General features: G+C 63.6%; 25 protein-coding genes and 1 tRNA gene. 13 read left to right on the forward strand and 13 right to left on the reverse strand.

The window, feature by feature from the left end; genetic code table 11:
- Positions 1-116: 116 nt before the first annotated feature.
- Together ACL02S_RS10365 and ACL02S_RS10370 are read right to left on the reverse strand one after the other, a co-directional pair.
- Positions 117-662, reverse strand: a complete 546-nt coding sequence (locus ACL02S_RS10365) for a DinB family protein (protein WP_412802144.1) — start codon at positions 660-662, stop codon at positions 117-119.
- A 72-nt stretch (positions 663-734) separates the two neighbouring features.
- Positions 735-1790, reverse strand: coding sequence for a phosphotransferase family protein (locus ACL02S_RS10370; RefSeq protein ID WP_412802145.1), 1056 nt, complete (start codon positions 1788-1790; stop codon positions 735-737).
- An 87-nt stretch (positions 1791-1877) separates the two neighbouring features.
- Between ACL02S_RS10370 and pabB the strand changes: the two genes are divergently transcribed.
- Positions 1878-4031, forward strand: coding sequence for an aminodeoxychorismate synthase (pabB, locus tag ACL02S_RS10375; protein ID WP_412802146.1), 2154 nt, complete (start codon positions 1878-1880; stop codon positions 4029-4031).
- Positions 4032-4139: 108 nt separating this feature from the next.
- Complete coding sequence (locus tag ACL02S_RS10380; protein ID WP_412802147.1) at positions 4140-5933, forward strand: TerD family protein; 1794 nt, start codon at positions 4140-4142, stop codon at positions 5931-5933.
- 25 nt (positions 5934-5958) lie between these two features.
- Here ACL02S_RS10380 and ACL02S_RS10385 read toward each other — a convergent pair whose 3' ends face one another.
- From ACL02S_RS10385 to ACL02S_RS10400, 4 genes are all read right to left on the reverse strand, one after another.
- Positions 5959-6696: a TetR/AcrR family transcriptional regulator gene (locus tag ACL02S_RS10385; protein WP_412802148.1), complete on the reverse strand. Its 738-nt coding sequence runs from the start codon at positions 6694-6696 to the stop codon at positions 5959-5961.
- Positions 6693-7922 (reverse strand): cytochrome P450, encoded by a 1230-nt coding sequence (locus tag ACL02S_RS10390; protein WP_412802149.1) that lies wholly within the window; start codon positions 7920-7922, stop codon positions 6693-6695. The genes ACL02S_RS10385 and ACL02S_RS10390 overlap by 4 nt, the downstream gene beginning before the upstream one ends.
- 195 nt (positions 7923-8117) lie before the next feature.
- A complete protein-coding gene (locus ACL02S_RS10395) occupies positions 8118-9545 on the reverse strand; it encodes a DUF1254 domain-containing protein (protein ID WP_412802150.1) in 1428 nt (475 codons plus the stop codon).
- Between the two features lie 233 nt (positions 9546-9778).
- Positions 9779-10069: a hypothetical protein gene (locus tag ACL02S_RS10400; RefSeq protein ID WP_412802151.1), complete on the reverse strand. Its 291-nt coding sequence runs from the start codon at positions 10067-10069 to the stop codon at positions 9779-9781.
- 264 nt (positions 10070-10333) lie between these two features.
- Between ACL02S_RS10400 and ACL02S_RS10405 the strand changes: the two genes are divergently transcribed.
- Positions 10334-10609, forward strand: coding sequence for a hypothetical protein (locus tag ACL02S_RS10405; RefSeq protein ID WP_412802152.1), 276 nt, complete (start codon positions 10334-10336; stop codon positions 10607-10609).
- A gap of 75 nt (positions 10610-10684) precedes the next feature.
- Here ACL02S_RS10405 and ACL02S_RS10410 read toward each other — a convergent pair whose 3' ends face one another.
- Positions 10685-12145 carry an SDR family oxidoreductase gene (locus tag ACL02S_RS10410; protein ID WP_412802153.1) on the reverse strand — a complete coding sequence of 487 codons (1461 nt, stop codon included), beginning with the start codon at positions 12143-12145 and terminating at the stop codon, positions 10685-10687.
- A gap of 144 nt (positions 12146-12289) precedes the next feature.
- Here ACL02S_RS10410 and ACL02S_RS10415 point away from each other — a divergent pair, with 144 nt between their 5' ends.
- The 3 genes from ACL02S_RS10415 to ACL02S_RS10425 all read left to right on the forward strand — a co-directional run bounded on the left by ACL02S_RS10415 (position 12290) and on the right by ACL02S_RS10425 (position 14840).
- Positions 12290-13435 carry an AI-2E family transporter gene (locus ACL02S_RS10415; protein WP_412802154.1) on the forward strand — a complete coding sequence of 382 codons (1146 nt, stop codon included), beginning with the start codon at positions 12290-12292 and terminating at the stop codon, positions 13433-13435.
- 147 nt (positions 13436-13582) lie between these two features.
- On the forward strand, positions 13583-14452 hold the full coding sequence (locus ACL02S_RS10420) for a hypothetical protein (protein ID WP_412802155.1): 870 nt from the start codon (positions 13583-13585) through the stop codon (positions 14450-14452).
- A 214-nt stretch (positions 14453-14666) separates the two neighbouring features.
- Positions 14667-14840: a CsbD family protein gene (locus tag ACL02S_RS10425; RefSeq protein WP_412802156.1), complete on the forward strand. Its 174-nt coding sequence runs from the start codon at positions 14667-14669 to the stop codon at positions 14838-14840.
- Positions 14841-15285: 445 nt separating this feature from the next.
- Here ACL02S_RS10425 and ACL02S_RS10430 read toward each other — a convergent pair whose 3' ends face one another.
- The gene (locus tag ACL02S_RS10430; protein ID WP_412802157.1) at positions 15286-16095 is read right to left on the reverse strand and encodes an RNA polymerase sigma factor SigF; all 810 of its coding nucleotides are present in this window, start codon (positions 16093-16095) and stop codon (positions 15286-15288) included.
- A complete protein-coding gene (locus ACL02S_RS10435) occupies positions 16088-16522 on the reverse strand; it encodes an ATP-binding protein (protein WP_412802158.1) in 435 nt (144 codons plus the stop codon). Before ACL02S_RS10435 ends, ACL02S_RS10430 begins: the two co-directional genes overlap by 8 nt.
- A 201-nt stretch (positions 16523-16723) precedes the next feature.
- Here ACL02S_RS10435 and ACL02S_RS10440 point away from each other — a divergent pair, with 201 nt between their 5' ends.
- From ACL02S_RS10440 to ACL02S_RS10450, 3 genes are all read left to right on the forward strand, one after another.
- Positions 16724-17860 (forward strand): mechanosensitive ion channel family protein, encoded by a 1137-nt coding sequence (locus tag ACL02S_RS10440; protein ID WP_412802159.1) that lies wholly within the window; start codon positions 16724-16726, stop codon positions 17858-17860.
- A gap of 313 nt (positions 17861-18173) precedes the next feature.
- Positions 18174-18881: a mycothiol-dependent nitroreductase Rv2466c family protein gene (locus tag ACL02S_RS10445; RefSeq protein ID WP_412802160.1), complete on the forward strand. Its 708-nt coding sequence runs from the start codon at positions 18174-18176 to the stop codon at positions 18879-18881.
- Between the two features lie 133 nt (positions 18882-19014).
- Positions 19015-19908: a class I SAM-dependent methyltransferase gene (locus ACL02S_RS10450; protein ID WP_412802161.1), complete on the forward strand. Its 894-nt coding sequence runs from the start codon at positions 19015-19017 to the stop codon at positions 19906-19908.
- Between the two features lie 368 nt (positions 19909-20276).
- On the opposite strand, the gene ACL02S_RS10455 is transcribed toward ACL02S_RS10450, so the two are convergent.
- The 3 genes from ACL02S_RS10455 to ACL02S_RS10465 all read right to left on the reverse strand — a co-directional run bounded on the left by ACL02S_RS10455 (position 20277) and on the right by ACL02S_RS10465 (position 21784).
- Positions 20277-20627: a DUF3703 domain-containing protein gene (locus tag ACL02S_RS10455; RefSeq protein WP_412802162.1), complete on the reverse strand. Its 351-nt coding sequence runs from the start codon at positions 20625-20627 to the stop codon at positions 20277-20279.
- 90 nt (positions 20628-20717) lie between these two features.
- A complete protein-coding gene (locus tag ACL02S_RS10460) occupies positions 20718-21455 on the reverse strand; it encodes a cation efflux transmembrane domain-containing protein (RefSeq protein WP_412802163.1) in 738 nt (245 codons plus the stop codon).
- Positions 21455-21784, reverse strand: a complete 330-nt coding sequence (locus tag ACL02S_RS10465) for an ArsR/SmtB family transcription factor (RefSeq protein ID WP_412802164.1) — start codon at positions 21782-21784, stop codon at positions 21455-21457. The genes ACL02S_RS10460 and ACL02S_RS10465 overlap by 1 nt, the downstream gene beginning before the upstream one ends.
- Positions 21785-22075: 291 nt before the next feature.
- On the opposite strand from ACL02S_RS10465, the gene ACL02S_RS10470 reads away from it, so the two are divergent.
- Positions 22076-22219, forward strand: coding sequence for a hypothetical protein (locus ACL02S_RS10470; RefSeq protein WP_412802165.1), 144 nt, complete (start codon positions 22076-22078; stop codon positions 22217-22219).
- A 685-nt stretch (positions 22220-22904) separates the two neighbouring features.
- Here ACL02S_RS10470 and ACL02S_RS10475 read toward each other — a convergent pair.
- Positions 22905-22978 (reverse strand) — tRNA-Ile (locus ACL02S_RS10475).
- Between the two features lie 102 nt (positions 22979-23080).
- Here ACL02S_RS10475 and ACL02S_RS10480 point away from each other — a divergent pair.
- From ACL02S_RS10480 to ACL02S_RS10490, 3 genes are all read left to right on the forward strand, one after another.
- Complete coding sequence (locus tag ACL02S_RS10480; protein ID WP_412802166.1) at positions 23081-23512, forward strand: nitroreductase family deazaflavin-dependent oxidoreductase; 432 nt, start codon at positions 23081-23083, stop codon at positions 23510-23512.
- A gap of 796 nt (positions 23513-24308) precedes the next feature.
- Positions 24309-24824, forward strand: coding sequence for a glycine-rich domain-containing protein (locus tag ACL02S_RS10485; protein ID WP_412802167.1), 516 nt, complete (start codon positions 24309-24311; stop codon positions 24822-24824).
- Positions 24825-25183: 359 nt separating this feature from the next.
- Positions 25184-26575 (forward strand): WS/DGAT/MGAT family O-acyltransferase, encoded by a 1392-nt coding sequence (locus ACL02S_RS10490; protein ID WP_412802168.1) that lies wholly within the window; start codon positions 25184-25186, stop codon positions 26573-26575.
- The last annotated feature ends 6 nt before the right edge of the window (positions 26576-26581 follow it).

Raw genomic sequence — 26581 nt, forward strand, 5'->3', positions numbered from 1 at the left:
CGCGTGCTTAACATGTGACTGCACCCACACTACGAGAAAAGTGGAACGCGTTCTAGTGTTAGCCCAAAATTTCGAAGCTACTAGGTTGCATCGATTCAGAACACGTTGCAGTTCTACTACTTCACCCCTTCCGGGGCGCGCACATCGCGCAGATGATGGATCAAATCGTGCAGAAAGTACCGCGCCAGCGAATCCACCGTGAACACCGCCCCGTCGCTACGTGCGCCACGCAGACCACGCCGGGCCCGCGGCACGGATTCGAAGGAGTGCGCGATACGCTCGGCCGCTTCACCCAGCTCCGCGGCCACCCGGTCCGGATCCTGTTCGCCGTAGCGTTCGGCCACCGCGGTGGCATCCTGATCCCAGTTGGCGAAGCGCGGGATCTCCCCTGCCGGATCACCGGCCAGCACCATACCGAGGCGGACATCGAACAGCAGGCACACATCGCGTACGTGGGCGCAGTACTCCAGGGCGGACCAGGTGGAATCGTCCGGCCTGGCACGAACATCGGGGCGGCCGAGCACCGCGATGAAGCGGGTGGCCGCCGCCCTGGTCAACGCGGGCACGTCCGCGTAATCAGTGGCGGTGGCATCGAAACCGCATTCGGGACAGGCGCGTTCGAGCACCCAGGTCCAGTCTTTGACATCGGGGGCAATTGACATGCCCTCACCCTAGAAGTGGCTGAATAGCACTTGCCAGCGATATTCAGCCAATTATCGGCGAGATGCCGACAGTCACTCCATCAGGCGGTGCGCCTGCTCGAAGAGCTCCAGTGTGATCGTGTGCAGGAAGTCGCCGAGCTTCGCAGGCGCCTTGCCCGCGAAGGCGCGCGCGTGCGTGCCCTCCAGCACGATGCCCAGCTTGAAGCAGGCCAGCACGGTGTACCAGGACACGGCGTCGAGATCACGATCGGAGAATCGACCATAGTGGGCGATCATCTCTTCCGCCGTCGGCAATCCACCGACCCGGCCGAGTTCGCCGAACAGCGCCGCGGCGACGGTGCCCGGCTCCGCCCTGGTGGCGAGCTGCCAGCCGAGGTCGAGCAATGGGTCACCGATGGTGGACATCTCCCAGTCGACCATCGCCGCCACCTGCGGACTGTCGAAGGAGAACAGCATATTGGCCAGATGACAATCGCCGTGCAGAATACCGGGGGTCCACTGCGCGGGACGATGCCGTTCCAGCCAGTCGCCCACCGCCTCGACGCCGGGGATCCGCGGCCCCGGATAGCCCGCATTGGCCGAATAGGATTCGAGCTCACCGAGCCAGCGCGGCACTTGACGCTCGAGAAAGCCCTCCGGCTTACCGTAATCGGCCAAGCCGAGCGCCCGGTAGTCCAGTGCACCGAGCCTGGCGATGGCCTCGACCGCGGATAGGCCCATCTGCCTGCGGATCTCCGGATCACTCGCATGCGGCTCCGGCAGCTCGTTCTGCGGGTTGAAACCAGTGATCGGTTCCATCAGATAGAAGACCGCGCCGAGCACCGATTCCTCGGGGCATGCCGCGATCATCCTTGGGGCTCGCACCTCGGTGCCACCGAGCGCGCTGAGCAGACGGGCTTCCCGCCGGATCACCTCATTGCTCTTGGCCCGCAGATGCTTGGGCCCGCGACGCAGTACGTACGCCCGGCCGCCACGGGTGAAACGAAGCATGATGTTCTGCGTTCCGCCGCCGAGAGCGGTCACATCCTCGAATTCGCCCGCGGGCAACCCCTGTTCATCCATCCACTTTCCGACGACAGCGAAATCGACGACCGCTGGATCTACATCGGCCGGTTGCGCAACAGACATGCCCACATTCTGCCCCACCGCGCCAGCAAACTGGGGGCATATGCCAACAGTTTGCCCTTAGCGGCGCGGCGTAGGGTTTCGGGAACCATGCACACGCTGTTGATCGACAACTACGACTCGTTCACCTATAACCTGTATCAGCTGATCAGTGAGGTGAACGGGGTCGAGCCGACGGTGGTGCGCAATGACGAGGCGCATACGGTCGCCGAGCTCGAGCTCGATCGCTTCGACAACGTGGTCATCTCACCGGGGCCGGGGCGACCGGAGGTGGCACGCGATATGGGCATCTCCGCGGCGGTGATCCGCGAGACCGCCCTGCCGCTACTCGGGGTGTGCCTCGGCCATCAGGGCATCGTGCGCGCGGCGGGCGGTGTGGTCACCACCGCACCCACTGCCAGACACGGCTATCTCGATCGCATCGAGCACGACGGCAGGGAGCTGTTCGCCGGTATCCCACAGGGCTTCACCGCCGTGCGGTATCACTCACTGTGCGCCCCGCAACCGCTACCGGACGAACTCGAGCTCACCGCGGTGGCCGCCGATGGCGTGGTCATGGGGGTGCGCCATCGCATACGACCGCAATGGGGCGTGCAATTCCACCCGGAGTCCATCGCCGGTGAGTTCGGCGCTCAGCTGCTGCGCAACTTCGCGGAACTCACCGCACGCTCCGGGCTCTCCACAAGCTCAGGGCTCTCCGCCCACTCCGGGGAAGCACGGTTTCTCACAGGTGATACCGCACCGCGCCGACCGCTGGAGCCGACGCGCGCACGCGGCACCGCACCGGGCACCCAGGATTTTCCACCGCCACGGCCTTTACAGCTGCAGCGGGAGGTGATCGAGCGGGCAATCGATACCGAAAGTGCGTTCACCCAGCTATACAGCGACTCCCACACCGCATTCTGGCTGGACAGCGAACACGTGGAGCCGGGGGCTGACCGCTTCTCCTTCCTCGGTGACGCGAGCGGCCCACTGGCGGAGGTGGTGCGCTACCGCGTTGGCGAGGGGACCGTGACGGTGGAATCGTCCAGCGGACAGCGACGCACCGTCGCAGGCGGAATCCTCGACTACCTCTCCACCGAGTTGACCGCGCGCCGATGCGAAGTACCCGACCTTCCCTTCGATTTCGCCGGAGGATACGTCGGCTACCTCGGCTACGAGGTCAAAGCCGACTGCGGCGGGAACACGGTCCATCGCGCGCCGACTCCGGACGCGCAGTGGATCTTCGCCGATCGAATCGTGGTGGTCGACCATATGAGCGGACAGACGCATCTGCTCGCACTGAGCGACACCCCGGATACCGCCCGCGCGGGCGCGGACTGGCTGCGTACCACTCGGGCCACCCTGGAAACCCTTCCGACCTGGTCCAATCCGGCGCCTCTCGCATTACCGCAGGACAGTGCCGCCGTCGCGCCCTTGCTCACCCGCGGCCGGGAGCGCTATCTCACCGATATCGCCATCTGCCAGGAACGGCTGCACGCGGGTGAGTCCTATGAGATCTGCTTGACCGATACCGCGACGATTCCCGCCGCCCCTGCCGACGGCCTCGGTTTCTACCGCACGCTGCGCCGCTGCAATCCCGCGCCCTATGCCGCCTACCTGCGTTTCGACGACCTGGATATCGCCTGCTCATCACCGGAGCGTTTCCTCAAAATCGATCGCCACCGCAGTGTGGAGAGCAAGCCGATCAAGGGCACCGCACCGCGCGGGGCCACCCAGGAACAGGATGAGCGATTGCGCCGCGAACTGGCCGACAGCCCGAAAACCAGGGCGGAGAACCTGATGATCGTCGACCTGCTGCGCAATGATCTCGGCCGGGTCTGTGAGATCGGCAGCGTCCGAGTGCCATCCCTGATGGCGACCGAGCAGTACGCGACGGTGCATCAACTGGTGTCGACGGTGCGCGGCACGCTGCGACCGGATGTCGGCGTGGTCGACTGCCTGCGCGCGTGTTTCCCTGGCGGCTCGATGACCGGCGCCCCGAAGCTACGCACCATGGAAATCATCGATGAACTGGAAACCGAAGCGCGCGGGATCTATTCGGGCACCATCGGCTTCCTCGGCCTCGGCGGCACCGCCGATCTGAACATCGTGATCCGCACCGCGGTGCGCCACGACGGCCAGTGGCGGATCGGTGCGGGCGGCGCCATCGTGCTCGATTCCGATCCAGCCGATGAGTACCACGAAGTGCTGCTCAAAGCGGCCGCCACCGCACGCGCGGCCACCGATCACGCCTCCCGCTGAGCGCACCGAGCCGAGTACTGCGAGCCCGCGGCCCACGCCCTATCGCCACACCAGGAAATATCCTCGCGAATTCGGCGTGTCGGACAAGCGTGGCATAGTTCGAAGACGATGAAACTCAGCAAGGGTGCGCATGCACCGGTACCGACATCCCTGCTCGCCGTGGTTGTTTCCTGGCGTTCGGACCATGCGGTCGACGCGCACGCCTTGCTGCTCGATACCTCGGGAACTGTCCGCTCCGACCGGGATCTCGTGTTCTACAATGCGCCGCGACACGTCTCCCAAGCGGTGACGCTCGACCAGGAACCAGCACCACGCACTGCGCGACTGAGTGTCTCGCTGCCACGTACCGAAGCGGATATCGACCGTATCGTCGTCGCGGGCTCGCTGGACGAGGGAATCTTCACCGATATCCACGATTTGACCGTCACCGTGCACGCCGTCGACGGGGTGGTCGTGACTTTCGAGATCGAGGATACGGACACGGTATCGGCACTGATGTTCGGCGAGTTCTATCGCTGTGACGGGCAGTGGCGGTTCCGTGCCGTCGGCCAGGGCTGGGCAGGCGGCCTTCCCGGGTTGGTCACCGAATTCGGCGTACAGGTCAACGATCCGTCCGAACCGACCCGCACCACGCATCCGGCCAACCCCTTCCGGCCACACCGGCAGGCCCGCACTTCATCTGGAGGAGAACGGCTCAGCACGCGAGTCGCCGAACAACCGAGGTCACGCACCGGTCTACTCGATCACGCGCAGCCATCCGCCGGACACCGCGCACCGGAAGGCCGCCCGGTCGATCTGAGCAGATACGTCCAGGAAGCCGCACCTGCGGCACCCCCGCCCAACCCGGAGCGCGCCGACTGGCATCCCGACCCGGAGGATCAGTGGCGCATGCGCTGGTGGGACGGCTCGGCGTGGACCGAAGACAGTTACCTGCTCGGACCAACCGACAGCAGACACTGCGACCGCTGCGCGACCCCACTGCGCCGCAAGCTGTTCGGCGGGATGGCCCCCTGCGAAAAGTGCGAACGGGAGATCGAGCACTACCTCGCCCACTGGCACACCCGTGCCTGGCAGGTGCTCACCACCCATGGCCCACGCGGGCCGGAATGGGCGGCACTGTGGGCGTCATTGCGCTATCAGCGCATCCACGCCGAAGCGGGCACACTCGCGGTACGCGATATGGCGCTGAGCTACCTGGAACGTCTGGTCGCTTTCGCCTTCGCCGATGGTGCGGTCAGGGACGCGGAGCTGGAATTGTTCGAACAGTCGGTCACCGAACTGGCACTCAGCGGCCCGCTGATCGAGGATCTGCGCAGGCGAATGCAGCGCGGGAACGCACTGCATCGGCTGGAGAACGGTGACCTGCCCGTGGTCCGCACACCGGGTCTGCATCTGGATCCGGAAGAGACCGTGCATGTGGATCTGCCCGCGACCCATGTGCGTCAGCTGACCCGCGGACCCAAACTCACCGAAGGCAGGTTGATCGCGAGCAATAAGAAGCTGCGCTTCGTCAGCGATAGCGCAGGCATCGAAATGCCTTGGTCGCGAGTGGTTTCAGTGCACACAGAACAAGACACGGTGGTGATCGCGGCTACCTCGGCGCGCGGCGGCGCGAGGTTCGCCGTCACCGATCCCGACTATGTCGCCGCCGCGTTGGCCGGTACGTTGCGGGTGGCCAAACGCCTCGTACTCACCCCTGGCCAGCGCGATACGCGCAGCATCCCGCAAGAGGTGAAGGCACAGGTGTGGCAGCGCGACGGCGGCGTATGCGTGGAATGCGGCGACGGACACTATCTGGAGTTCGACCACATCATCCCGCTCAGCCGCGGCGGCGCGACCAGTGCCGCCAACCTCCAGATCCTGTGTCGAGCCTGTAACCGTGCCAAGGGTGCCCGTATCTAGGGCGAGCAACTCGTCCGGCGGCGGCTCACCCGGCGATCAGGCCCGCCGTTCGCCCCAGATCGTCGAGCATGGCATCGAACAGAATTTCCGGATTGCCCAGCGGTATCGGGTAGTTACCGAATACCTCTAACGTGACATGTCCGTAGAGCCGCGCCCAGATCTGGATCATCAGGTAGGTCACCCCGAGATCCAGTTTCTCGGCGGGGAACTTCTGCCCCGCTTCCGCCACCGCCGCAAGCAGCTCCGTCTGGAAATACACGAGCTCATCACGCAGCTCCGCTGGGATGACATCGGTGGGTGGGGTGATGATGTCGTAGTTCGCCAGGATCCGGCCCGCCGCCGCAAGGAAAACCCGGGCGAACGGCTCGTCGAACCGCTGTGACGCGGGTCTGCGCCCGCCGCCGGGCGAGGCGAACACCAGGGTGAACTCCCTGGAATGCGCCAGCGCCCAGCGCCGGAATCCCCGGCAGATAGCGAAGAACTGCACCACGCCGTCATCGGGCAGCGTGGCGATCTCGGCAGTCAGTTCCTCGGCCAGATCGGCGCAGAAGTCCAGCCGTAACCGCTCCAACAGATCCTCCAGCGACCTGTAGTACCGGTACAGCGCGGGAGCGGTAACACCGAGTTCACGTGCGATAGCGCGTAAGGTGACCGCATCGGGCCCCTGCTCGACCAACAGCGTGGTGGCGACCCGCCGGATCTCGGCGCCGGTCACCAATGGCGCGCGACCTCGTGGTTTGGACTGTGGTACCCGGTCGTTCAAGCGTATTCGACCTCCCAGCGTTTGATCCCGTTCAGCCAACCCGAGCGTAGCCGCACCGGTTCGGCCACTTGCCGCAGGTTCGGCATCACCTCGGCGATGGCATTGAACATCAGATCGATCTGCAGCCTGGCCAGGTTGGCGCCGACACAATAGTGTGTGCCGGTACCGCCGAAACCCACATGGGGGTTCGGATCGCGTGATATGTCGAAGGTGAACGGGTCGGTGAACACGTCCTCATCGAAGTTGGCCGAGCTGTAGAACAATCCGACCCGCTGGCCTTTCCTGATCTCCTGGTCGCCGAGGACGGTGTCCCGAGTCGCGGTGCGCTGGAACGCGATCACCGGAGTGGCCCAGCGGACGATCTCATCGGGTGCGGTGCGTGGGCGCTGCTGCCGATAGAGCTCCCACTGCCCGGGATTATCGACGAATGCCTTCATCCCGTGGGTGATCGAGTTACGGGTGGTCTCGTTACCGGCTACGGCCAGCAAGATGACGAAGAGGGCGAACTCATCGGAGCTCAGATGCTCGCCGTCGATATCGGCATCCACCAGCTGGGTGACGATATCCGCCGCGGGGCAGGCCCGCCGCTGCTCGGCCATGTTCCACGCGTAGCTGGTCACTTCGGCAGCGGCGGCGTGCTGGTCGCCCTCTAGTTCCGGGTCATCGTAGGAGATCATCTGATTGGACCAGTCGAAGAGCTTCTTCCGGTCCTCCTGCGGGACGCCGAGCAGTTCGGCGATGGCCTGCAGTGGCAGTTCGCAAGCTACTTGCTCGACGAAGTCGCCGCTGCCGGATTTCTTGGCCTCGTGCACGATCCGGTCGGCGCGTTCGGTCAGCGCGGCGCGCAGGCTTTCCACGGCGCGCGGGGTGAATCCCTTGGAGATGATGCGGCGGATCTTGGTGTGTTTAGGCGGGTCGAGGTTCAGCAGCAACGTACCGCCGAGCATATCGATCTGTTCGCGGGTGATGTCCGCGCTGAACCGGATGATCGCCGTGTTCTGCTGGGAAGAGAACACCTCCGGATTCTTGGAGACCTCTTTGATGTGATCGAGCTTGGAGACAACCCAATAACCGCTGTCCGCGAAACCATTCGTCTGCGGTGACTGCGCACACCACCACACCGGAGCGGTGCGGCGCAGCTCGGCGAACTCCGCGATGGGTAGCCGGGTAGTGAAAAGTTCTGGGTCGGTGAAATCGAATCCTGCGGGGATCGAGGGCATGGTCACGGCTGAATCCTCCCGGTCTGGTCCGGACGCAGACTCCGCAGCGCTACGGAATCAGATCCACATCGATGGAAGCACAGACAGAAGCCGATGAACAGTGTTTAGTAAAACTTGTTTACTAATATTGTCGCCGAGGCACAGCGGCATCGATCCCGCGATGCACCCCGCGGATCGGTCAGGAGATCAACCAAGACCGGATCACCGCAGTGGCAGCAGCGGCGGAGGCTGCCAGATCCCCTGCACTGCTTCGGCCCTCGGCGCGTACATACGTAATGTCAGGGAGAACTGGCCCGTCTCCGGGATGGGCAGCCAGTTCCCCCTCGGAACACTCGCCCCGGGATCGGCGTACTGCAGAATGATGTCCAGGGAGCCATCAGAATTGAGCACCACCGGGGCCGGGTGGCCGACGGCATAGATCTTCGCCTGGTTCGGCAACAGATAGAGATCGGGGCCGTAGAGGGTCAGCGACCAGAAGGCGTCGACCGGCGGTAACATGCCCGGCGCGAAGTGCAGCCCGAAGCGGCCCGTACTACCCGCGGCGTCGGTCGCGGCGAACAGCGTCGGATAGATGGCGTCCTCGGAACGGGCCGCACCGAGACCGTTCCAGGCGATAACGGCCCGCAACAGGTAATTCGTCCCGTAATGGCCGATACTGGGCATATAGACCCAGCCGTTCTCCTTGATCGTCGTCTCATCGATGTACACCGGGATCTGACGCTGCGCGGTGCTCACCGCCTTGGCGAGTACGGCATCGGACAACACCCCGACCCGGCCACCCGGTTCGATACCGATCGTGGCGAAACGGCTCAGAGTCGGCTCATCGGCGGGAGCCGACGGCTCGTTCGCCATCACCGCGCACATCCGGTCGAAGAACACACGCGGGGCCATTGCCTCGATCTGCGCGGCCGGCGGCGATGCGATAGGCGGTACGGCAGGCGGTGTGACGGGTGTGAAAGAGCCGGTACCCGCGAGCCACACACTCAACGGAACCAGCGTCAACTGCTGCTGGACGGCACGGACAGCAGGCAGGTCGGCGACGCCGTCGACCTGGATCCTGACGATCAACCACACCGTCGGTGTCGGCATCGCCAACGGGGTGAGATTCTCCGGCAACGTACCGGACCATCCGGGTCCGGTCACCACATAGCCATACGGCGGTGCGGCCGATACGGCCCGCGGGCGTATGCTGCCTGGGCTGTGCACCGTATTGCTCCAGGCATCGAGCAGTTGCACCAGCCACCATCGCTGCCGGTCCATCGGCGGGACCTGCAGCACCATCGGTTCGTTCCGCAGATCGAGCCAGGCTGTCGAATTCAGGATGTCGAGACTGGGGCGTACCACCTCGCGCTGCATCGGGGTCGGCAGTGATGCGGGGTGCCGGAACTGATTTATCGGTGTGGTCGCCTCCGCCATCACGCGGGTAACGTCCATCAACACCAGCGGGTAACCGAATATATAGGCTTCCCTGGCGATCGCGACGGCCTCATCGGGGGAAACGCCCGTGCCGGAGTCCGTGCGGTCGGATCCACCGCACGCCGTCAATCCGAACGCGACCACCGATGTCGCCGCAATACCGAGCGCCGTGCGACGCGACACCGTGACCCTGCCATCGGTCCTGTCATCCATGATCTGCTCCGCCTCCGATCCTACGGGCACCGCGAGATCCGCACCGGAGTATAGCCAAACCTCGAAGAGAAAACCGCAGGTCAAAGACCAGCTAGTGGGCCGTATGCACAGCAGAAACCACAGCGCCTGGCGCTGCGACCGACCACACCGGGAGCCGTATCGGCCGACCACGACGCCTGTCCCTCTGCCGTGACGAGAGGAAGCCCGAGCCGGAGGACCGCGGTGCCACGCGATCAGATCGACAAGACAGCGTTCATGATGGTGCCCGCACTGGTGGCGACGACACCGCCGATCATGGCTCCCGCCACCATCTTCGGCGACTGTGATCCGCCGGACCATTTCTCCCAGGCGAAACGGCCACCGGCGTAGATGATGCTGATGATGCCCGACATCAGCGCGAACCACGTGAAGTAGCGGACGAACTGTAAAATCTTGTCCGCCAACGGCGGTGGCTCTGGAATCGGATTATCGATCTGCGCCAGTGTCGTGAATGTGTCACCGACCGTAGCCAGAATGCTGCTCACCGTCTACTCCCCATACTCCACTGCTATCGCCGAGCTGCTGCACGAAAGCCGTTCGATCACCGATGATTCCGGCCACCGCCGAGGATACGGGATGACGGCTCCGGTGCGCGCGTCACCGCGACTGGGCCGACCCGACTGCATCGAGGCGAGTGAACGGATACGATTGTGGCAGCTGATCTCAGTATCCCCGCGTCCCCAGTATTACTGCGTCACAGCACCACAGCGTTACCGTCCCTGTCCCGAATCCAGAATGAGTGAACGACGATGATCCTGGCCGCCGCTTATGACACCCTGGCGCAGATCGGCAATCCCACTCCGGAAGCACCGCCGATCTCCGACAAGTTCATGCAACTGGTCCGTTACCTGACATGGTTCGTGCTGCTATCGGGCATCTGCGGCATCATCTACGCCGGTGGCCGTTTCGCCTGGGAGAAGTGGACCGGAGGCGGACTGGAATCGCCGAAGATGGTGGCGGGAGCCATGATCGGCGGCGTCATCGCCACCAGTGCGGGCACCATCATGAACGCTGTGATCGGCTGACCGGGACCACCGAATCGCCGCAGGGATTCTCACCGTCCCCGGCATCGTTCCGGCGCGGCCGCCGCGCAAGCCCGGTCATTCCACACGGAACTGTTCCGCGGCGCCGGTGATATTGCGTGCCATCCCGCCGAAGACGAACACATGGAACGGCGCGATGGCCTTCCAGTACAGATGCCCGGCCAGTCCGTGCGGTTCGAACAAGGCGCACTGGCGATAGACAGCGCCCTTGCCGCGCGGCTCGACCGACAACTCCAGCCAGGCCCGTCCCGGCACCCGCATCTCGGCACGCAGCCGCAGCCTGGTCGGTCGCTCCAGCAGCTCGACCCGCCACCAATCCAGGGCCTCCCCTTCGCGCAATCGGTGCGGGTCACGGCGGCCGCGTCGCAAACCTACGCCACCGGCGAGCCGGTCTATCCACCCGCGCAGCGACCAGGCCAGTGGGAAGGAGTACCACCCGTGCTCACCCCCGATCGCCTCGATCACCTGCCACAGTGTCATCGGATCCGCAGTGGTGTAACGCACCTGGACATCCCGATACAGCGAACCGCCCGACCACGCCGGGTCGGTGGGCAGCGGATCCGACGGCATCCCGGGCCGGTCGGCATCCGACCATCTGGTCGGCACATCCAGAGCACGAGTCCTCTGCAATGCCAACTCCACTGCCCGCTGATAGCCGGTCAGTCCAGCGGGTGGGTCCGGGATGACCGTCGCGATGGCATGGTCACGGCAGACCACCTCGTTGATCAGCGATTCCATCAGTGGCACGGCGATCGCGCGTGGCACCGGCGTCACCAGATTCACCCACTGCGCCGACAGCCACGGAGTCAGCACCGGAACCGGCACGATCACCCGCCGTGGCAGCTGGGCCACCCGGGCATACCCCCGCATCATCTGCGCATAGGTCAGGACGTCCGGGCCACCGATATCGAAGGTGCCGCCCGCACCACTCGGTAGCTTCGCCGCCTCGGTCAGGTAATACAGCACATCGCGCACCGCGATCGGCTGGATGGCGTTGCGTACCCACCGTGGGGTGACCATGATCGGCAACCGTTCGGTCAGATAGCGCAACATCTCGAAACTGGCCGATCCGGAACCGATGATCACCGCGGCCTGCAGCACCAGAGCGGGCACCGGCCCGGAGCTCAGAATCTCGCCGACCTCGGCGCGGGAGGCCAGATGCCGCGACAATCGCTGTCCGCGCGGAGTGATACCACCCAGATAGACGATCCTGGTCAACCCGGCATGCGCCGCCTCGGCGGCGACCAGAGTGGCCGCGTCCCGATCCACCGTGTCGAAATCCGCGCGGGTCAGCGAGTGAACCAGGTAATACAGCACATCGGTACCGGCGAGTGCGGTACGTACCGCGCCAGGGGAGGTCACCTCCCCTTCCACCACCTCGACCCGGTCACGCCAGGGCGCTTCGGCGAGCTTGCCCGGAGTACGGGCCAGTACCCGCACCGAGTGACCTGCCCGTAACAACTCCGGAACCAAGCGCCCACCGATATAACCGGTCGCGCCGAACACCACACAGCGCACGCGAATTACCCTTTCGGTCGCTTTTCCTGGCAATAACCGGCAATCCGGAAATCAAACAGGATGCCCTACCCGCAGACCGGGTATACGCTCGCCGAACCCCTATCCGGCACTTCCGCCCCACATAAGCTCTGCAAGACTTGGCCCGTGAGCGAAGCTGGCGAGAATCACCGGCCGGAGAACCGTGCCCCACGAGATCGCGGTGAGGTCATCGGCACGGGTCTGCTGTGGCTGGCCAAGTGGGCACTGTGCATCATCGCGATCGCGGCTGGTGCCTGGGTGCTCGGATTCCTGGTCGCTCAGTTGTGGGTGGTGATTCTGCCGGTGGCGCTGGCCACGGTGGTCGCCACCGTGCTGTGGCCGCCGGTGCGCTGGCTCACCGCCCGCGGTCTGCCGCCCGCGGCGGCGGCATCGTTCGCCGTCATCGGCTTTCTCGGGGTACTCAGTGGCATCATCGCGTTGATCGTGCCATCGGTAGCCGACCAGGCTCCCGAACTCGCGGACAAGGCGAGCACGGGCATCAATCAGGTGCGGGAATGGTTTCAGGGCCCGCCGTTCAGAATCCGTGACGAACAACTGAATTCAGCGGTCGACGCGATCGTCTCCCGATTACAGTCGAGCTCCGAGCAGATCGCGACCGGCATCTTCAACGGTGTGACCACCGCGGCATCGGTATTGGTGACCACGTCTCTGGTACTTGTACTCACATTCTTCTTCATCAAGGACGGGGCCCACTTCCTACCGTGGATGCGTACCATATGCGGCGAACGCAGCGGCAGACATGTGGAAGAAGTGCTCCACCGTGTCTGGACAGTGCTCGGCGGATTCATCCGGGTCCAGGCACTGGTCAGCCTGATCGACGCAGTACTCATCGGCGTGGGCCTGGTACTCCTCGGGGTTCCGCTGGCGCTTGTGCTCGCGGTGATCACATTTATCGGCGGATTCATCCCGATAGTCGGCGCGTTCGTCGCCGGCGCGCTCGCGGTGCTGGTGGCATTGGTCGGCAATGGTTTCTTCACCGCGCTGGCTGTGCTCGGCATCATCATCGCGGTCCAGCAACTGGAAGGCAATGTGCTGCAACCGGTATTGCAGAGTCGCAGCATGCGGTTACACGCCGCCATCGTATTGCTGGCCGTTGTCGCGGGTGGCTCGTTGTACGGGATTGTCGGCGCTTTCCTGGCTGTGCCGGTCGCCGGTATGGCTACCGTCGTCCTACGCTATATCGGCGAGCAGATAGATGCGGCAACCGCCGGGCAGCCGGAACCGGAAAGCGAAACCGGACCCGCCGAATAACATCACCGGCCAATGGATCCGCCACCCCAGGCTCCGCAACACCGATCGCGGATCGAAAAGAAATCCATCTCCCGCGTATCCGGAAGTCCTCCTGGATCGAACTAGAAGGGTAGGTATATGTCCTCTTCAGAATGAGGTGGTAGGTCTATGGCCGTAGCAAAACACAGAAAACCGGCACACCCTGTCTTCCGCCGCGCCGCCACCCTGGCCGTCGCGAGCACGATCCCGCTATCGGTGGTCGGCGCCGCGACCGCCTCAGCTCATCCGCTGATACCGGATAACGCCATCCAGCTTCCTTTCGAGCCGATGCCGGCCATTGCCCCGGCAGCCCCGGTCGCCCCGGTCGCCGCGCCTTTCGATCCTTTGGCTCCATTGGCCCCATTGGCCCCGTTCCTGCCGCCCGGCATCCTCCCGGCCCCGCCCCCCGCGCCGGAGACACCGCCGGTTTCGGCCGGCCGCAACGACTTGAGCACCAACCGGCCGATGCCGGACCCGAATGAACTCGCTCCCGTTATCCCGGAGGACCTGCACCTGCCCAACCTGAGCGCTATGGCTCCTCCGGTCGCGCCGATCGAAGCACCTCCCGGCACACTGCGCATCGGTTCGCTGGTGGTCGGCAGGCCGGACTTCCTGACTCCCGAACAGGGGAAGGTGATCAACGACGCGATCGCGGGGCCGGAAGCAAGCATCGCGCAGGTCTTGGATTCGGCGGGCTTCGAACCGTCCCGTTCCGACCGTATCGCGGCAGATGTCGTCGGCGCCAGCGCGATAGGCGCCTCGGTAGGCAGTATGGTGGCTGCCCCTGTCGCGTCGATAGGTCTGGTCATCGGCGCGATCTCCGGTGCCATCGCCGGACTGCCGATGTTTCCGACCGGGACGGTCGTTACCACTATTTTCGGTGCGGCGGTCGGCTACGGGTTCGTCGCTTCGCCTGCCATCGCGATCGGCGCGGCGGTCGGCGCCGGGGTCGGTGTCGTCCAAGGTCTGCTCGCCCCACCCACGATCCCGGCCGAATAGCCAAGGGCTGCGCCGCAGTACACGATATGCCCGGCGTCGGTGAGCGCAGTGGGATCACCGGCGGATACGCGCACCCACCACGGAAAGGCCCGGATGAATCCGGGCCTTTCCGTGTCCAATGGCACACCCTACGTTTATGCCCGCCGCAACGGGCTATAGCGGAGGAGACCGGCTTGATACGGCAGGCCGGTCTCTTCACACAGGAGGTTGCCACGTGAGTACAGCCGACAAGGCGAAGAACAAGGCCGACAAGATTGCCGGTACGGCCAAGGAAAAATTCGGCGAAGCCACCGATGATCAGGACACGCGTAACGAAGGCAAGGTCGACCAGGTCAAAGCTGATCTGAAGGACGCGGGCGAGAAGATCAAGGACGCCTTCAAGAACTGACCGGAGACCCGGCTGACAGCGGGTGGGTGACCATATGGTCACCCACCCGCTGCCGTATCGGCAGGAGCGAATCGAGCCATATCGGCTTCGAGCCACACCAGCACTGAAAATAGATGCACTTTCGATGCGCCCGATACGAACAATCGGCTGCATCTCCCAACGAAATCAATGAAATGCGTCGTTTTCGCATCACTCCAGCGAACTACAGCGTAGACTCGTCTATGTGCCACTCACTCAGGTGGCACGCAGATGTGTCATAAACAACCGATCGACAGCCGCAATAGAAGGTGATCGACATGCGCGGTACTTTCCAGATGCTGTTCACGCTCGTTCATGACCCGTTGGTCCAGCTGTACTACATGATCGATAACGCGCTGGCGATGTAACGCGGGCCAACTCCCCCGGGCCGGAACCCCGGCGGATCTACGTACCCAGATCGGTCGAGTCAATCTCGCAAAGCCTGTTCGCGCAGCGATTTCAGAGTTTTGGCGAGAATGCGGGAGACCTGCATCTGTGAACAACCGATCTGCCGGGCTATCTGCTCCTGCGACATCGAGTCGAAGAAGCGCATGGCGAGCACCTGTTTCTCGCGGTCCGGCAACGCGGCCAACAGTGGTTTCACCGCTAGATAGTTGTCCACGATGCCGAAGTCCGGGTCCTCCGTCCCGAGTGAGTCCAGCAGCGAAGGACCACCGGATTCCGCCTCATCGGTGTCGGAAGCCGCATCGATCGAGGAGGTCTTGTAGGCGTTGCGTGCGATGAGCGCCTGAGTCACCTCGGCCAGGTCGACGCCGAGTTCCTCGGCGACTTCCCGTGCCCGCGGCACCCGGCCCAACCGCTGCGACAGGGTCTCCACCGCAGGACCGATCGTGGACTGGATCTCCTTGAGCCGCCTCGGCACTCGCACCGACCACGCGTAGTCCCGGAAATGTCTACGCACCTCACCCATGATCGTCGGCACCGCGAACGAGAGAAACGTCGCGCCGCGCGTCGGATCGAACCGGTCGACCGCGGCGAGCAGACCGACCCTGGCGATCTGCAACAAGTCCTCGAAGCTCTCACCGCGTCCGCTGAACTTACGGGCGATATGTTCGGCCAGGGGAAGACAACGATCGATCAGCTCCGTGCGCAAGGCTTCCCGGCGCGGATCATCCTGGGCCAGCGCAGCCAGCTCCACGAACAGCGGCTCGATATTGTCGTAACTGTCGCCCCGCGACTCCCGCCTGGCAGCGCCCCAGCTCGGCTTGTTATTCATCCGAGCCGCCACGCACCCAGCGGAAATCGACCACGGTGGGATAGCCGCCCGCAGCGGCATCGTATGCGCCCCGTGAGGCGTGGACCGCGTCGGTAAGTGTCGCGACGATATGCCAGCCGAAGCCGGACTGATCCGGACTGTTATCAGAAACCGTGATCGCACCGACGCGCACGACCACCGCGGCACCATCGAAGCTGAACGCGCATTCGAGTTCGGAACCGTCCACCGCGTCCAGCACCAGCGCGCTGGCGACCTCGTCGAGCGCCAGCCGGATATCGGTTACCTCATCGATGCCGAAGTCGGCCATGAGCACGACGGTCTCGGCCAAGGCCCGCAACATCGCCAGCTGCTCGGACTCCGCGGGCACCCGCACACTGATCGTGCCGGTCCGCGTCGTAGCGGGAGGAGTCCCCTCACTCTTGCTCATGCACCGCTCCCAGAAGTCGCGCCGTCCATCGGAGCGCCAGCCTACGCCCTCCGGCATGATCGTTTCGATGTGCCATGGCACGACGCCGCGTGTCATAGGGGACGACGCGTGTCATAGAGAATCCAGCCGCCGAGACATGCGGCACCGAACTCGGATATGTGATCATTCCATACGGAGTCGTTCCACCCGGCTGAGCGTGACATGCGCAATCCTGCCTTGCGCTATCACCGTTATCAAAATGTAGCCTATCAGGAAGGCATCGAGACATCCCATAGCAAGGAGCTAAAAGCCTTGGAGGAAGTGTTACGACCGCTTATCGTCTTCGGCGGCACACTCGCGGCAACCATGTTGGTCGGCTTGCTGATCGATCGCCTGCTGCGCTACAGCGCGAATAAGCACCCGGGAATGCGGCTGGCCAATCTGCTGCGCCGCATACAGCTGCCACTGCAGGCGCTCCTCGGCACAGCAGGATTGCACTTCACCTACCCCTTGGCGCAGCTGGAACTGCGGCAGGACGAAGTCATTCTCAACGGTCTCGCCGCCATGGCGATCATCTCCGCCGCCTGGCTCACCATGCGCGCCGCCGACGCCGTAGCCGAGAACACACTCGACAAGTACGCCACCCGAACCGCCGATACCGCGCGGGTGCGGCGGCTGCACACCCAGCTCACCCTGGTCCGCCGCATCGTCACCACAATCTTGGCCATCACGACCGCGGCCGTGGCCACCCTGATACTTTTCCCCAATCTGCGCACCTTGGGCACTTCATTGCTGGCTTCGGCCGGTGTGATCGGCATCATCGCCGGTGTGGCGGCACAGTCGACACTCGGCAATCTCATGGCCGGGCTGCAGATCGCGTTCGGCGATTCGGTGAAGATCGGCGACACCGTGGTGGTCGAGGGCGAATGGGGCACCGTCGAGGAGATCACCCTGTCCTTTCTCACCGTGCGGATCTGGGACGATCGCCGATTGACCATGCCGGTCTCCTACTTCAACAGCAAGCCCTATGAGAACTGGTCCAGGGGCGGGCCGCAGATCACCGGCACCGTATTCCTGTATCTGGACCACAGCACTCCGGTGCGGGAACTACGCGAACATCTGCACAAGTATCTGCGGTCCCGCCAGGACTGGGACGGACGCAACGCGAACCTGCTGGTAACCGACAGCACACCAACCAGCATTGTGGTGCGCGCGTCGATGTCGGCCCGTAATGCCGACGATGTGTGGAACCTGCGCTGCGCGGTGCGTGAGGAACTGATCAACTGGCTGGCACACAATCATCCCTACGCGCTGCCGAAGATCCCCACCGCCGCCGCGCCGTCGCCCGCGCTGACCTGACGCCGCACGGCCGACCACCCGATCCGATCCCCACCGCACCCCGCGCGGCATGCGACGGCACCGCCGCGACAAGCCATGTCCTGCCCCGATTCCTGCGCCATAGCCCGACGTACGGATTGCTGGCCGATCTGCGGTGGTGGATCCGCAAACAGAAGAACCTCGTCTGAGCCATACCGGGATTCGCTTCGACCACCCGCGCTACCGTCACGCACCACAACGAATCCGGCCACCGCGACAGCCTCGGGCGGACTTCATGCCTGACCTGTCCCCGACCCCTGGTCAGGCGAATACGGTGGCGATAATGTCGAAAAGTATGAGCGCAGCAGAATCCGTCGATTTTCATTTCGACCCCATGTGCCCGTACGCGTATCAGACATCACTGTGGATACGTGAGGTCCGGCGAATGACCGGGCTGCGGATCGACTGGCGGTTCTTCAGCCTGGAAGAGGTCAATCGGGCCGAAGGGAAGAAACATCCATGGGAGCGCCCGTGGTCCTACGGCTGGTCGCTCATGCGCATCGGCGCTCTGCTGCGCCGCCGCGATCAGGACGCCGTGGATCGCTGGTATGCCGAGATCGGCAGGGAACTGCACGAACTCGGTGGTAAGCCGCATGACCCCGAGACAGCACGGCAAATCCTCGAACGACTCGGCTTCGCAGGTGCGGTGCTCGACGAGGCGATGGCGGACGAATCGACGCATGCGGAAGTACGCGCCGACCACGAGCGCGTTACGGCCGCGGGCGGCTTCGGCGTCCCCACACTGTTCTTCCCCGACGGGTCCTCGCTGTTCGGGCCGGTACTGATCGATCCGCCGACCGGTGACCGCGCGGTCCGCCTCTGGGAGCTGGTCACCGGCATGCTCGAATTCCCTGATGTCTACGAAATCCAGCGTCCCAAGAGCGCGGCCGCCACCGAACGCATCGGGGAAGTGCTGAAACCGTATGTTCGTGGCCGCGATTGGATGAGTATCAACCGCGGCAAGGTCATCGATATGTCAGCTCTAGAGGAATCCGCCTCCTGATCCAGTAACGAGGTTCTCAGCTCGATGGTTGCCCGCTGATTCGCTGGGGGTATGCGGCGATTCCGAAGTAACGTCATAATCAAGCCCCTCGCACACACCCTATTGCCCAGGGCCTGCGCGTAGGGTTGCTTCTATGCGTACCGATGACGATAGCTGGGACATCGTCACGAGTGTCGGTTCAACCGCACTGTTCGTGGCAGCGGCACGGGCTTTGGAGGCGCAGAAACCCGAGCCGCTGGCCGTCGACCCCTACGCCGAACTGTTCTGCCGGGCAGTCGGCGGTAGATGGGCCGATCTACTCGACGACCGAGCGCCCGACCATAAGCTTCAGGCCACCTTCGGTAGCTATTTCGTCAGCTTTCAAGGCGCCCGGACCCGCTACTTCGATAACTACTTCCGCGTCGCGGCCGATAGCGGCGCCCGCCAAGTGGTGATCTTGGCGGCCGGACTGGATTCACGGGCATACCGGCTGGCGTGGCCCGACGGCACCGTGGTGTACGAGCTGGACAAGCCACAGGTGCTGGAGTTCAAACGTATGACGCTGGCCGGACAAGGCGCCACCCCTACCGCGGATCGTCGTGAAATCGCAGTAGATCTGCGTGATGACTGGCCTCGAGCATTGCGGGACAACGGGTTCGATCCGGCCAGACCATCGGTGTGGCTCGCCGAAGGCCTGATGCTGTACCTGCCTGCCGCCGCACAGGAAAGAGTCTTCACGGGGATCGACATGCTGGCCTGTTCCGGCAGCCATACCGCGATCGAGGATGCCATGCCGATAGACGAGAAGGTCTTTCGGGAATGCCTGGAAGCGGAGCGAGCTTCCGAAGTAAACGAGGTCTTCTTTCAACTGATATACAACGAGCGATGCGCTCCAGCGGATGAATGGTTCACCGCGCATGGCTGGAAGGCGACCGGCATACGCTTGACCGAGTATCTCAGCGCGGTGGGCCATCCGATCGATCCATCGACCCCGGAGGCCGGCCCGATGATCGGGGCCATCAGCCTGGTCAGTGCTGTCAAGCGGTGAGCAACGACGAATCACCGTTCCGGCAGCCGGGTGCCGACGGATTGGCCTCCGGTGCGCTTCGCGGACTGACGGCCCGCTTATGCCGAGCATCAGTAATCTACGGACCAGCGATACTGCCGCCGAGAGGCATGCCGGTGAGCTCCGACACTGCGGCTGGAAACCCACGAAGACCTGATCCGACTGCCGAGTTGAAGGTTCCCACAGATCAGAGGCTATCTGTGGGGCGGGCGGGGCTCGAACCCGCGACCAATGGATGAGGAATCCAGCTCCTGATCCAGAATGCCCGATCCGGCCGCATACAGGCCCACCCCGTATACCGGCCCTGGAGAAATTCACACCGCCTGAACCGGCAGCCTCGGCAAGGTTGCTCAGGCGGCCTCGGAGTTCAGCAGGACAGCGAGGTCGTCGGGGATCGGCATGGACTGGAGTATCCCGACACGGGCTCGTCCAGTGTTGCCCGTCGGGTAGCGGCCGGACAGCGAACCGGGAGCGGCGACAATGATGCGCACGACCTGCCCGAATGCTTCGCGGCGGTCACGCTGACGCACGGCGAAGACGAACATCGCGACATGGTTGCGGGTGTGCAGCCAGGGGTCGGGCTGGGACAGTATGTGGGCGCGTTCGAGGTGTGCCCAGCGCTGATCGGGCGTGTGACTGTTTTCGGCGGCCTGCATTTCATGGTGGTAGCGGGTGCGAGCCGCCTCCGGGATACGGGGCATCAGAAATCCTTTCTATAGTGTCTGATGATTCGGAAGGTCCGAATAATTCGGGGCTGGGTGGACAGCGCGGTGGCAGTACCGCGACCGGCTTCAGCAGGAGTCCGTGGATGCGGAGTGCTCGGATGCCGTGCAGCTCGCACAGCCGGGCTCGGCCGCGTCAGGGCCGCCGGGAACCGCGAGCGGCGGACAACAGGTATCGCCGCGCCAGGCATTGATTCCCTCCCTGACCGCGATACCCGCGATGACCAGAGCCGCCACCGGATCAGCCCACGACCACCCGAACAACAGGTTGAGCAACAAGCCGGCCAGCAGCACCACGGACAGATAGGTGCACAGCAGCGTCTGTTTCGAGTCGGCGACCACCGCGGCGGAGCCTAGTTCCCGCCCCGCACGGCGCTGCGCCAACGACAGCACCGGCATGATCACCGCGCTCGCCGCAGCCAGGCCGATCCCGATCTGCGAATGTCCGGCTTCTCCGACCCCGAATAGCCCGCGCACCGCGTCGACAGCGACATAGGCGGCAAGAGCGAAGAACGAGAACGCGATGATCCGTAACGCGATCTTCTCCCTTCGCTCCGGATCACGGCCGGCGAACTGCCATGCCACCGCCGCCGCAGAAGACACCTCGATCACCGAGTCGAGGCCGAATCCGAGCAAGGCTGTCGAGGAGACCCGGACGCCTTCGGTGAGGGCGATGGCCGCCTCGATGAGGTTGTAGGTAATAGTCGCGGCCACCAGCAGGCGAATCCGGCGTGCCAGTAACGCCCGGCGCTGCGACGACGAACCCGAGCGCGGCATAACCTGCGGCATTCCCAGCGGTCGCGTCATCAGCAACATCCCTCGGCATCGGCGGTCGGACAGCATGCCGGGTCGACCGCAAGCACCAAGCCGAGCAGATCGTCGAGCGCGTGCCCGATACGCGGATCGGCGAGCTCGTAGCGGTTTCGCCGCCCCTCAGGGACCGCGACGACCAGGCCACACCCGCGAAGGCAGGCCAAATGGTTGGAAAGAATCTGCCGCGACACACCGATCGCTGCCGCCAGCTCGGCGGGATAGGCCGGGCCGGTACGTAGCCGCAGCAGGATCTGAGTACGGGTCTGATCCGACAACGCGTGCCCGAATCGGGTCAGCGCGTCTCGGTGCTGTCGAGCCTCCACCGGATAGATAGTACAGATATTTCTGTATTCATCAATATCTGTATCGAATTCTCGTATAAGCGCCCGCATCAGCAGACACCCGCATATCGACGGCAGCCGCCTTCGGTCAATAATCTGATGGCAATTGCCATCACTTGTAATGCTGCGACGCAATGGCCCTGTTCAACCCGAAGACCGAGACCTTCGAAGAGTTCGATCCCGCGACACGGGCGCGCTTGAAGTCAGTGGTCGACTTCTTCGAAACGAAGGGCAAGCTGGCGGTGACCGATGATGCCCACCGGGGCGAGTGGTATGCCGACTGGATGGCTTTCCTCGCCGGGTGTCTCGACACTCGGCCTGGCCACCATCTGGCAGAGCGCCAACGCCAAGGCCCACCTGCGCGACAGCTACATTCGGGCGATGAGCTACGCGGGTGCGTATGCGATGAATCCGTAGCACTGCGCGTCCCGTGCTCCCCTGACCTTCTCCTCGCCATCGGACGCGTCGGCCCGCGAAACCGGTAGCCGCAATAATGCTTGTGCACCGACGTATTCGCGGGCACGATTGCGATCACGCGCGTCCGAGAGGGAAGACCGGGCGCACGGGGGACAACATGATCAGCCGGTCCAAGACGGAAAATGGTGATCGGGACACAACAGAACGGCCCGCATCCGCTCTGCCGCTACGCCTTCCCTCACAAAGCACTACTCACCGTAGTGAAAGATCAGTCCCTCCGGACCGGTGCCCACATGCGGCCAGCGCTGGACTGGACGTTGAGGTCGATGTCGATCACATACCTACCGTCGGCGCGGCGGTAGGTGAGAATACGACCGATATCTTCGAGGGTCAAAGTGTCTCCAGCATCATAAAGTTCACCGGAATAGGCGGTTATCCCGAGCCAGGACACCGCGGCGGCGCTCTCCTCGGCCGCGGGCTACTCGAAGAGTTGTTGCAGCCATCGTTACCGACCGCGCGTACTCTGGCGACAGCGGTGTACCGGCGTGCTGGTCGATTCGAGGGAGCGGCTCCGCGATACCGCTACTGATGTGCGCGCTGGTGATGTCCGACACCATGTCCGGAAACCGACGAAGAACCGATCCGACTGCCGAGCTCGAAGTTTTCGCAGATCAAAGGCTATTTGTGGGGCGGGCGGGGCTCGAACCCGCGACCAATGGATTATGAGTCCACGGCTCTAACCGACTGAGCTACCGCCCCGTGTCGCGGATAACCGCGAGCGTTGGGAATGCTACCTGTTCGTACCGGGTTGAGACCAGTCGGATAGCTGACGACAGTCGAGAATTTATAGAGAGGACAGGCATGGCTGATCTGTTCACGAACATCCTGAAGGCACATCAGTGGATGTACGAGAAGAGCGGCGGATGGGTGGGGCATCGGCTGATGTTCGGAAAGCCGACGCTGCTGCTGCGGACAGTGGGACGCAAGACAGGCAAGGACAGGACTTCGGCACTGATCTACGCCCGCGACGGTGCGGATTATCTGGTGGTCGCGTCCAACGGTGGCCAGCCGAAGCCGCCGGGATGGCTGGCGAACCTGAAGGCACGACCGAAGACCGAGGTCCAGATCGGCAGGCGGAAAGTAACTGTGACGGCACAGCCGCTACTGCCGGGCGATTCGGAATACGCTCGCCTCTGGGACGTCGTCAACGCTGGGAACAGTGACCGCTACCGCGCCTATCAGGAGCAGACCACCCGACCCATCCCGGTTGTGGTGCTTACTCCGGTGTCCTAGGGAAGCCAGTCCGCTGAGTAATTCCCGTCCCGGCTTACACCGCCTCGGCGCGCCACTACCGTGGCTCCGAATCGGCTTCCCTACCGACCGGTGTAACGCATGGCAGGCGATGCCGAGGCAGGAGACCCCGCGCCGACGGTATCGGCGATGAGCCGGGGGGCTAGCCAACGCCCGGATACCACCTCAGGTCTGCACTCGGGCGAATATCCGGTTCAGCGGTTTGTTCGCACCCACACCAGGATGCGCCCTACCGCGATCCCGGCCTCGATGGCAGCAGCTGTGCTGGTGAGTCATGACCCGCCGCCGCCACCACAGCTGCTGCCACCGCCACAACTGGAACTACCGCCACCGAAACTGAAACCACTCCCGCCGTCACCATTTCCTCCCGATCCACTCCCCCCGCCGCTATCGCCGCTATGGTGATGCTGCCCATCTCCGGCATGATCATTCGGTTGCTTGGAACCATGTCGGTCCGGCAGGCCGGCACTACCGGCCAACCAGAACGAATCGGTGGAACCTCTATCGCGGCGTCTCCCACCTTGCTGCCCGCTGAGCCGAAATTCGTACCCCGGTGGCCGATATCGCTTGCGTAGCCGACGGAGGCCACCGAACACCATGATGACCAGAGCTATCGCGAACAGCCCGATCAGCACAGCAGCGAGTACGCTCATTGTGGTCATGCGACCCCCTTTCCGGCACGAGCGGGGCTCTACGTAGTGACGCCGAGCTACCGTCCCCTGACTCCATGCTCATGCCGGAACAATAGCTGCTCAACGGTTTTCGCGTACAGTGAATTGTGCTGTCCTTCAGCTTCCGTAGCCGCGGGCCCGGCGATATCGATCCGCAGGCCGTTCGCGCCGCCGTCGACGTGTTGAAACTCCCCGAGGCCGTGTACAAAACCTGCCCCTGGCAACCACGGGAACTGGTGGAACGGGGACTGCGGCAATGGCTGCTCTGTTGCGGTGCCGCACTACGTGATGATCAAGTGATAGGCATGCCGTCGCATGCGGTGGACGAGGCATGGCACGGGTTCATCTTGTGCACAGAGCGCTACGCGGAATTCTGCGCTACCGCCTACGGACGCTTCCTCCACCACTTCCCGGAAGGCGCTGGACCACCGGATAATTCACACGGGACGGCGGCGGAGCAGCTCGGTCGCACAGTAGTGGCATGGTCGCTTATGGCGAATGCGGGCGAGACATGCGTGCTGTGGGATCTGGATCGCCGGGTCGGTGTCCGACACCCCTGGGGCATCGAGGCCAAGCGCATCGCGGACATCGAAGCCGAGCTCACCCGGGTACGCACCACCTGATTCCGGGCGGGTTTCACCGCACAGCCGGGCGCAGAGGACGACGGCCGGTACTGCCCACCCTGAAACACAACGCCACATCCGATAGCAGCCGCCATCTTGTTCCCGCATATCCGCTCCGCGCACCGGGCAACAGGTCACACCACGATATCGGTACGTGCACGAAATCAGCATGCGATGGGCCGTAGCCCACCGGTGCCGAACAAACAATTCCTACCAGTCCGTAACAATAATCTCTCTCATATATAGAACTTTCGGTCACATGAAAAGGCGACCATCTCCTACGCATCACATAACTCCGCAGCAGCTGGTCTACCACGTTTTCTATACCGAACTAGAACGCGTTACAGTAGGCTTCCGATATGGAGCGACTAACCGGATTGGACGCCAGCTTCCTCTACTTGGAAACCGAGACCCAGCATCTACATGTATGCGCACTACTGATCCTGGACTGCTCATCGGGAAATTACTCGTTCGACGCGTTCAAAACCGAGCTCGGTCGGCGACTTCCGCTGATCCCGCAGTTGCGCCGCCGGGTGCACGAGGTTCCGTTCAATCTGGACCATCCGGTATGGGTAACGGATCAGAATTTCGACCTCGACAACCACATCCGCCGGATCACGATCGCCGCACCGGCAGGCCGTCGCGAACTCGAACAACTCGTCGGGGATATCGCGAGCCGCCCCATGGATCGCACTCGCCCACTCTGGGAGATTTCAGTGGTCGACGGCCTCGACGACAACAAGATCGCGGTGGTCGTGAAGTATCACCACGCCGCTGTGGACGGTGTCACCGGCGCCAATCTGATGACGCATCTCTGCGATCTGGAACCCGGTGTCACCAAACTGGTACCCAATCAGGAAAGGCACCCCGAACCGAAACCGAACGACTGGCGACTGCTGGCAGAGGCAGTGGTGAAGTTGCCCGCCAAAGCGGGCATCCTCGGTATGGTCCCGAAAACCTTCGAAGTGGTCGCGGGCTTCGCGCAGCGCCGCCGTAAGAACAAAACCGGGATGGCGACACCGTTCTCCGCCCCGCGCACACCGTTCAATCTGGCCATCACCGACAAACGCGCTGTCGCGTTCACCGAGGCCGAACTCGACGCCGTCAAAGAGATACGGCAGGCATTCGGAGTCAAGGTGAACGATGTGGTGCTGACCGTTGTCGCCGGGGCGCTGCGCACCTACCTGGACAAGCGCGATGAATTACCGGATCGCTCGCTCATCGCATCAGTACCGATATCCGTGCACGAATCGACACGGCACACCGCGGGCGTGAACAAAGTGTCCGCACTGTTCACACTGCTCGGCACGGATATCGCTGATCCGGTGGAACGCTTACAGTCGGTGGCCGAGGCCAACCGCGGGGCCAAGGAGGAGCACAAGATCGTCGGTTCCGACTTCCTACAGGACTGGTCGAAGTACGCGCCGCCGAACACTTTCCGGCTCGCATCCCGGATGTACTCGTCGTGGCGGCTGGCCGAGATACACCCGGTAGTGCACAACTTGGTGATATCCAATGTGCCCGGTCCGCCGGTACCGCTGTACTTCCTCGGCCTGCGCGTGGCAGGCATGTATCCGTTCGGACCGGTGTTCCACGGCGCGGGACTGAATGTGACCGTGCTGTCGAACAACGACAAGCTCGATTTCGGCTTCACCGCCTGTGCGGACCTGATGCCCGATATCGACGAACTCACCGACGCCATACCGACCGCGATCACCGAATTACTTTCCGCGGCAAGGAAAAACTTCTGAGAACGG

This window comes from Nocardia spongicola (genome assembly GCF_047200775.1).
In the GTDB taxonomy this organism is placed as follows: Bacteria; Actinomycetota; Actinomycetes; order Mycobacteriales; family Mycobacteriaceae; genus Nocardia.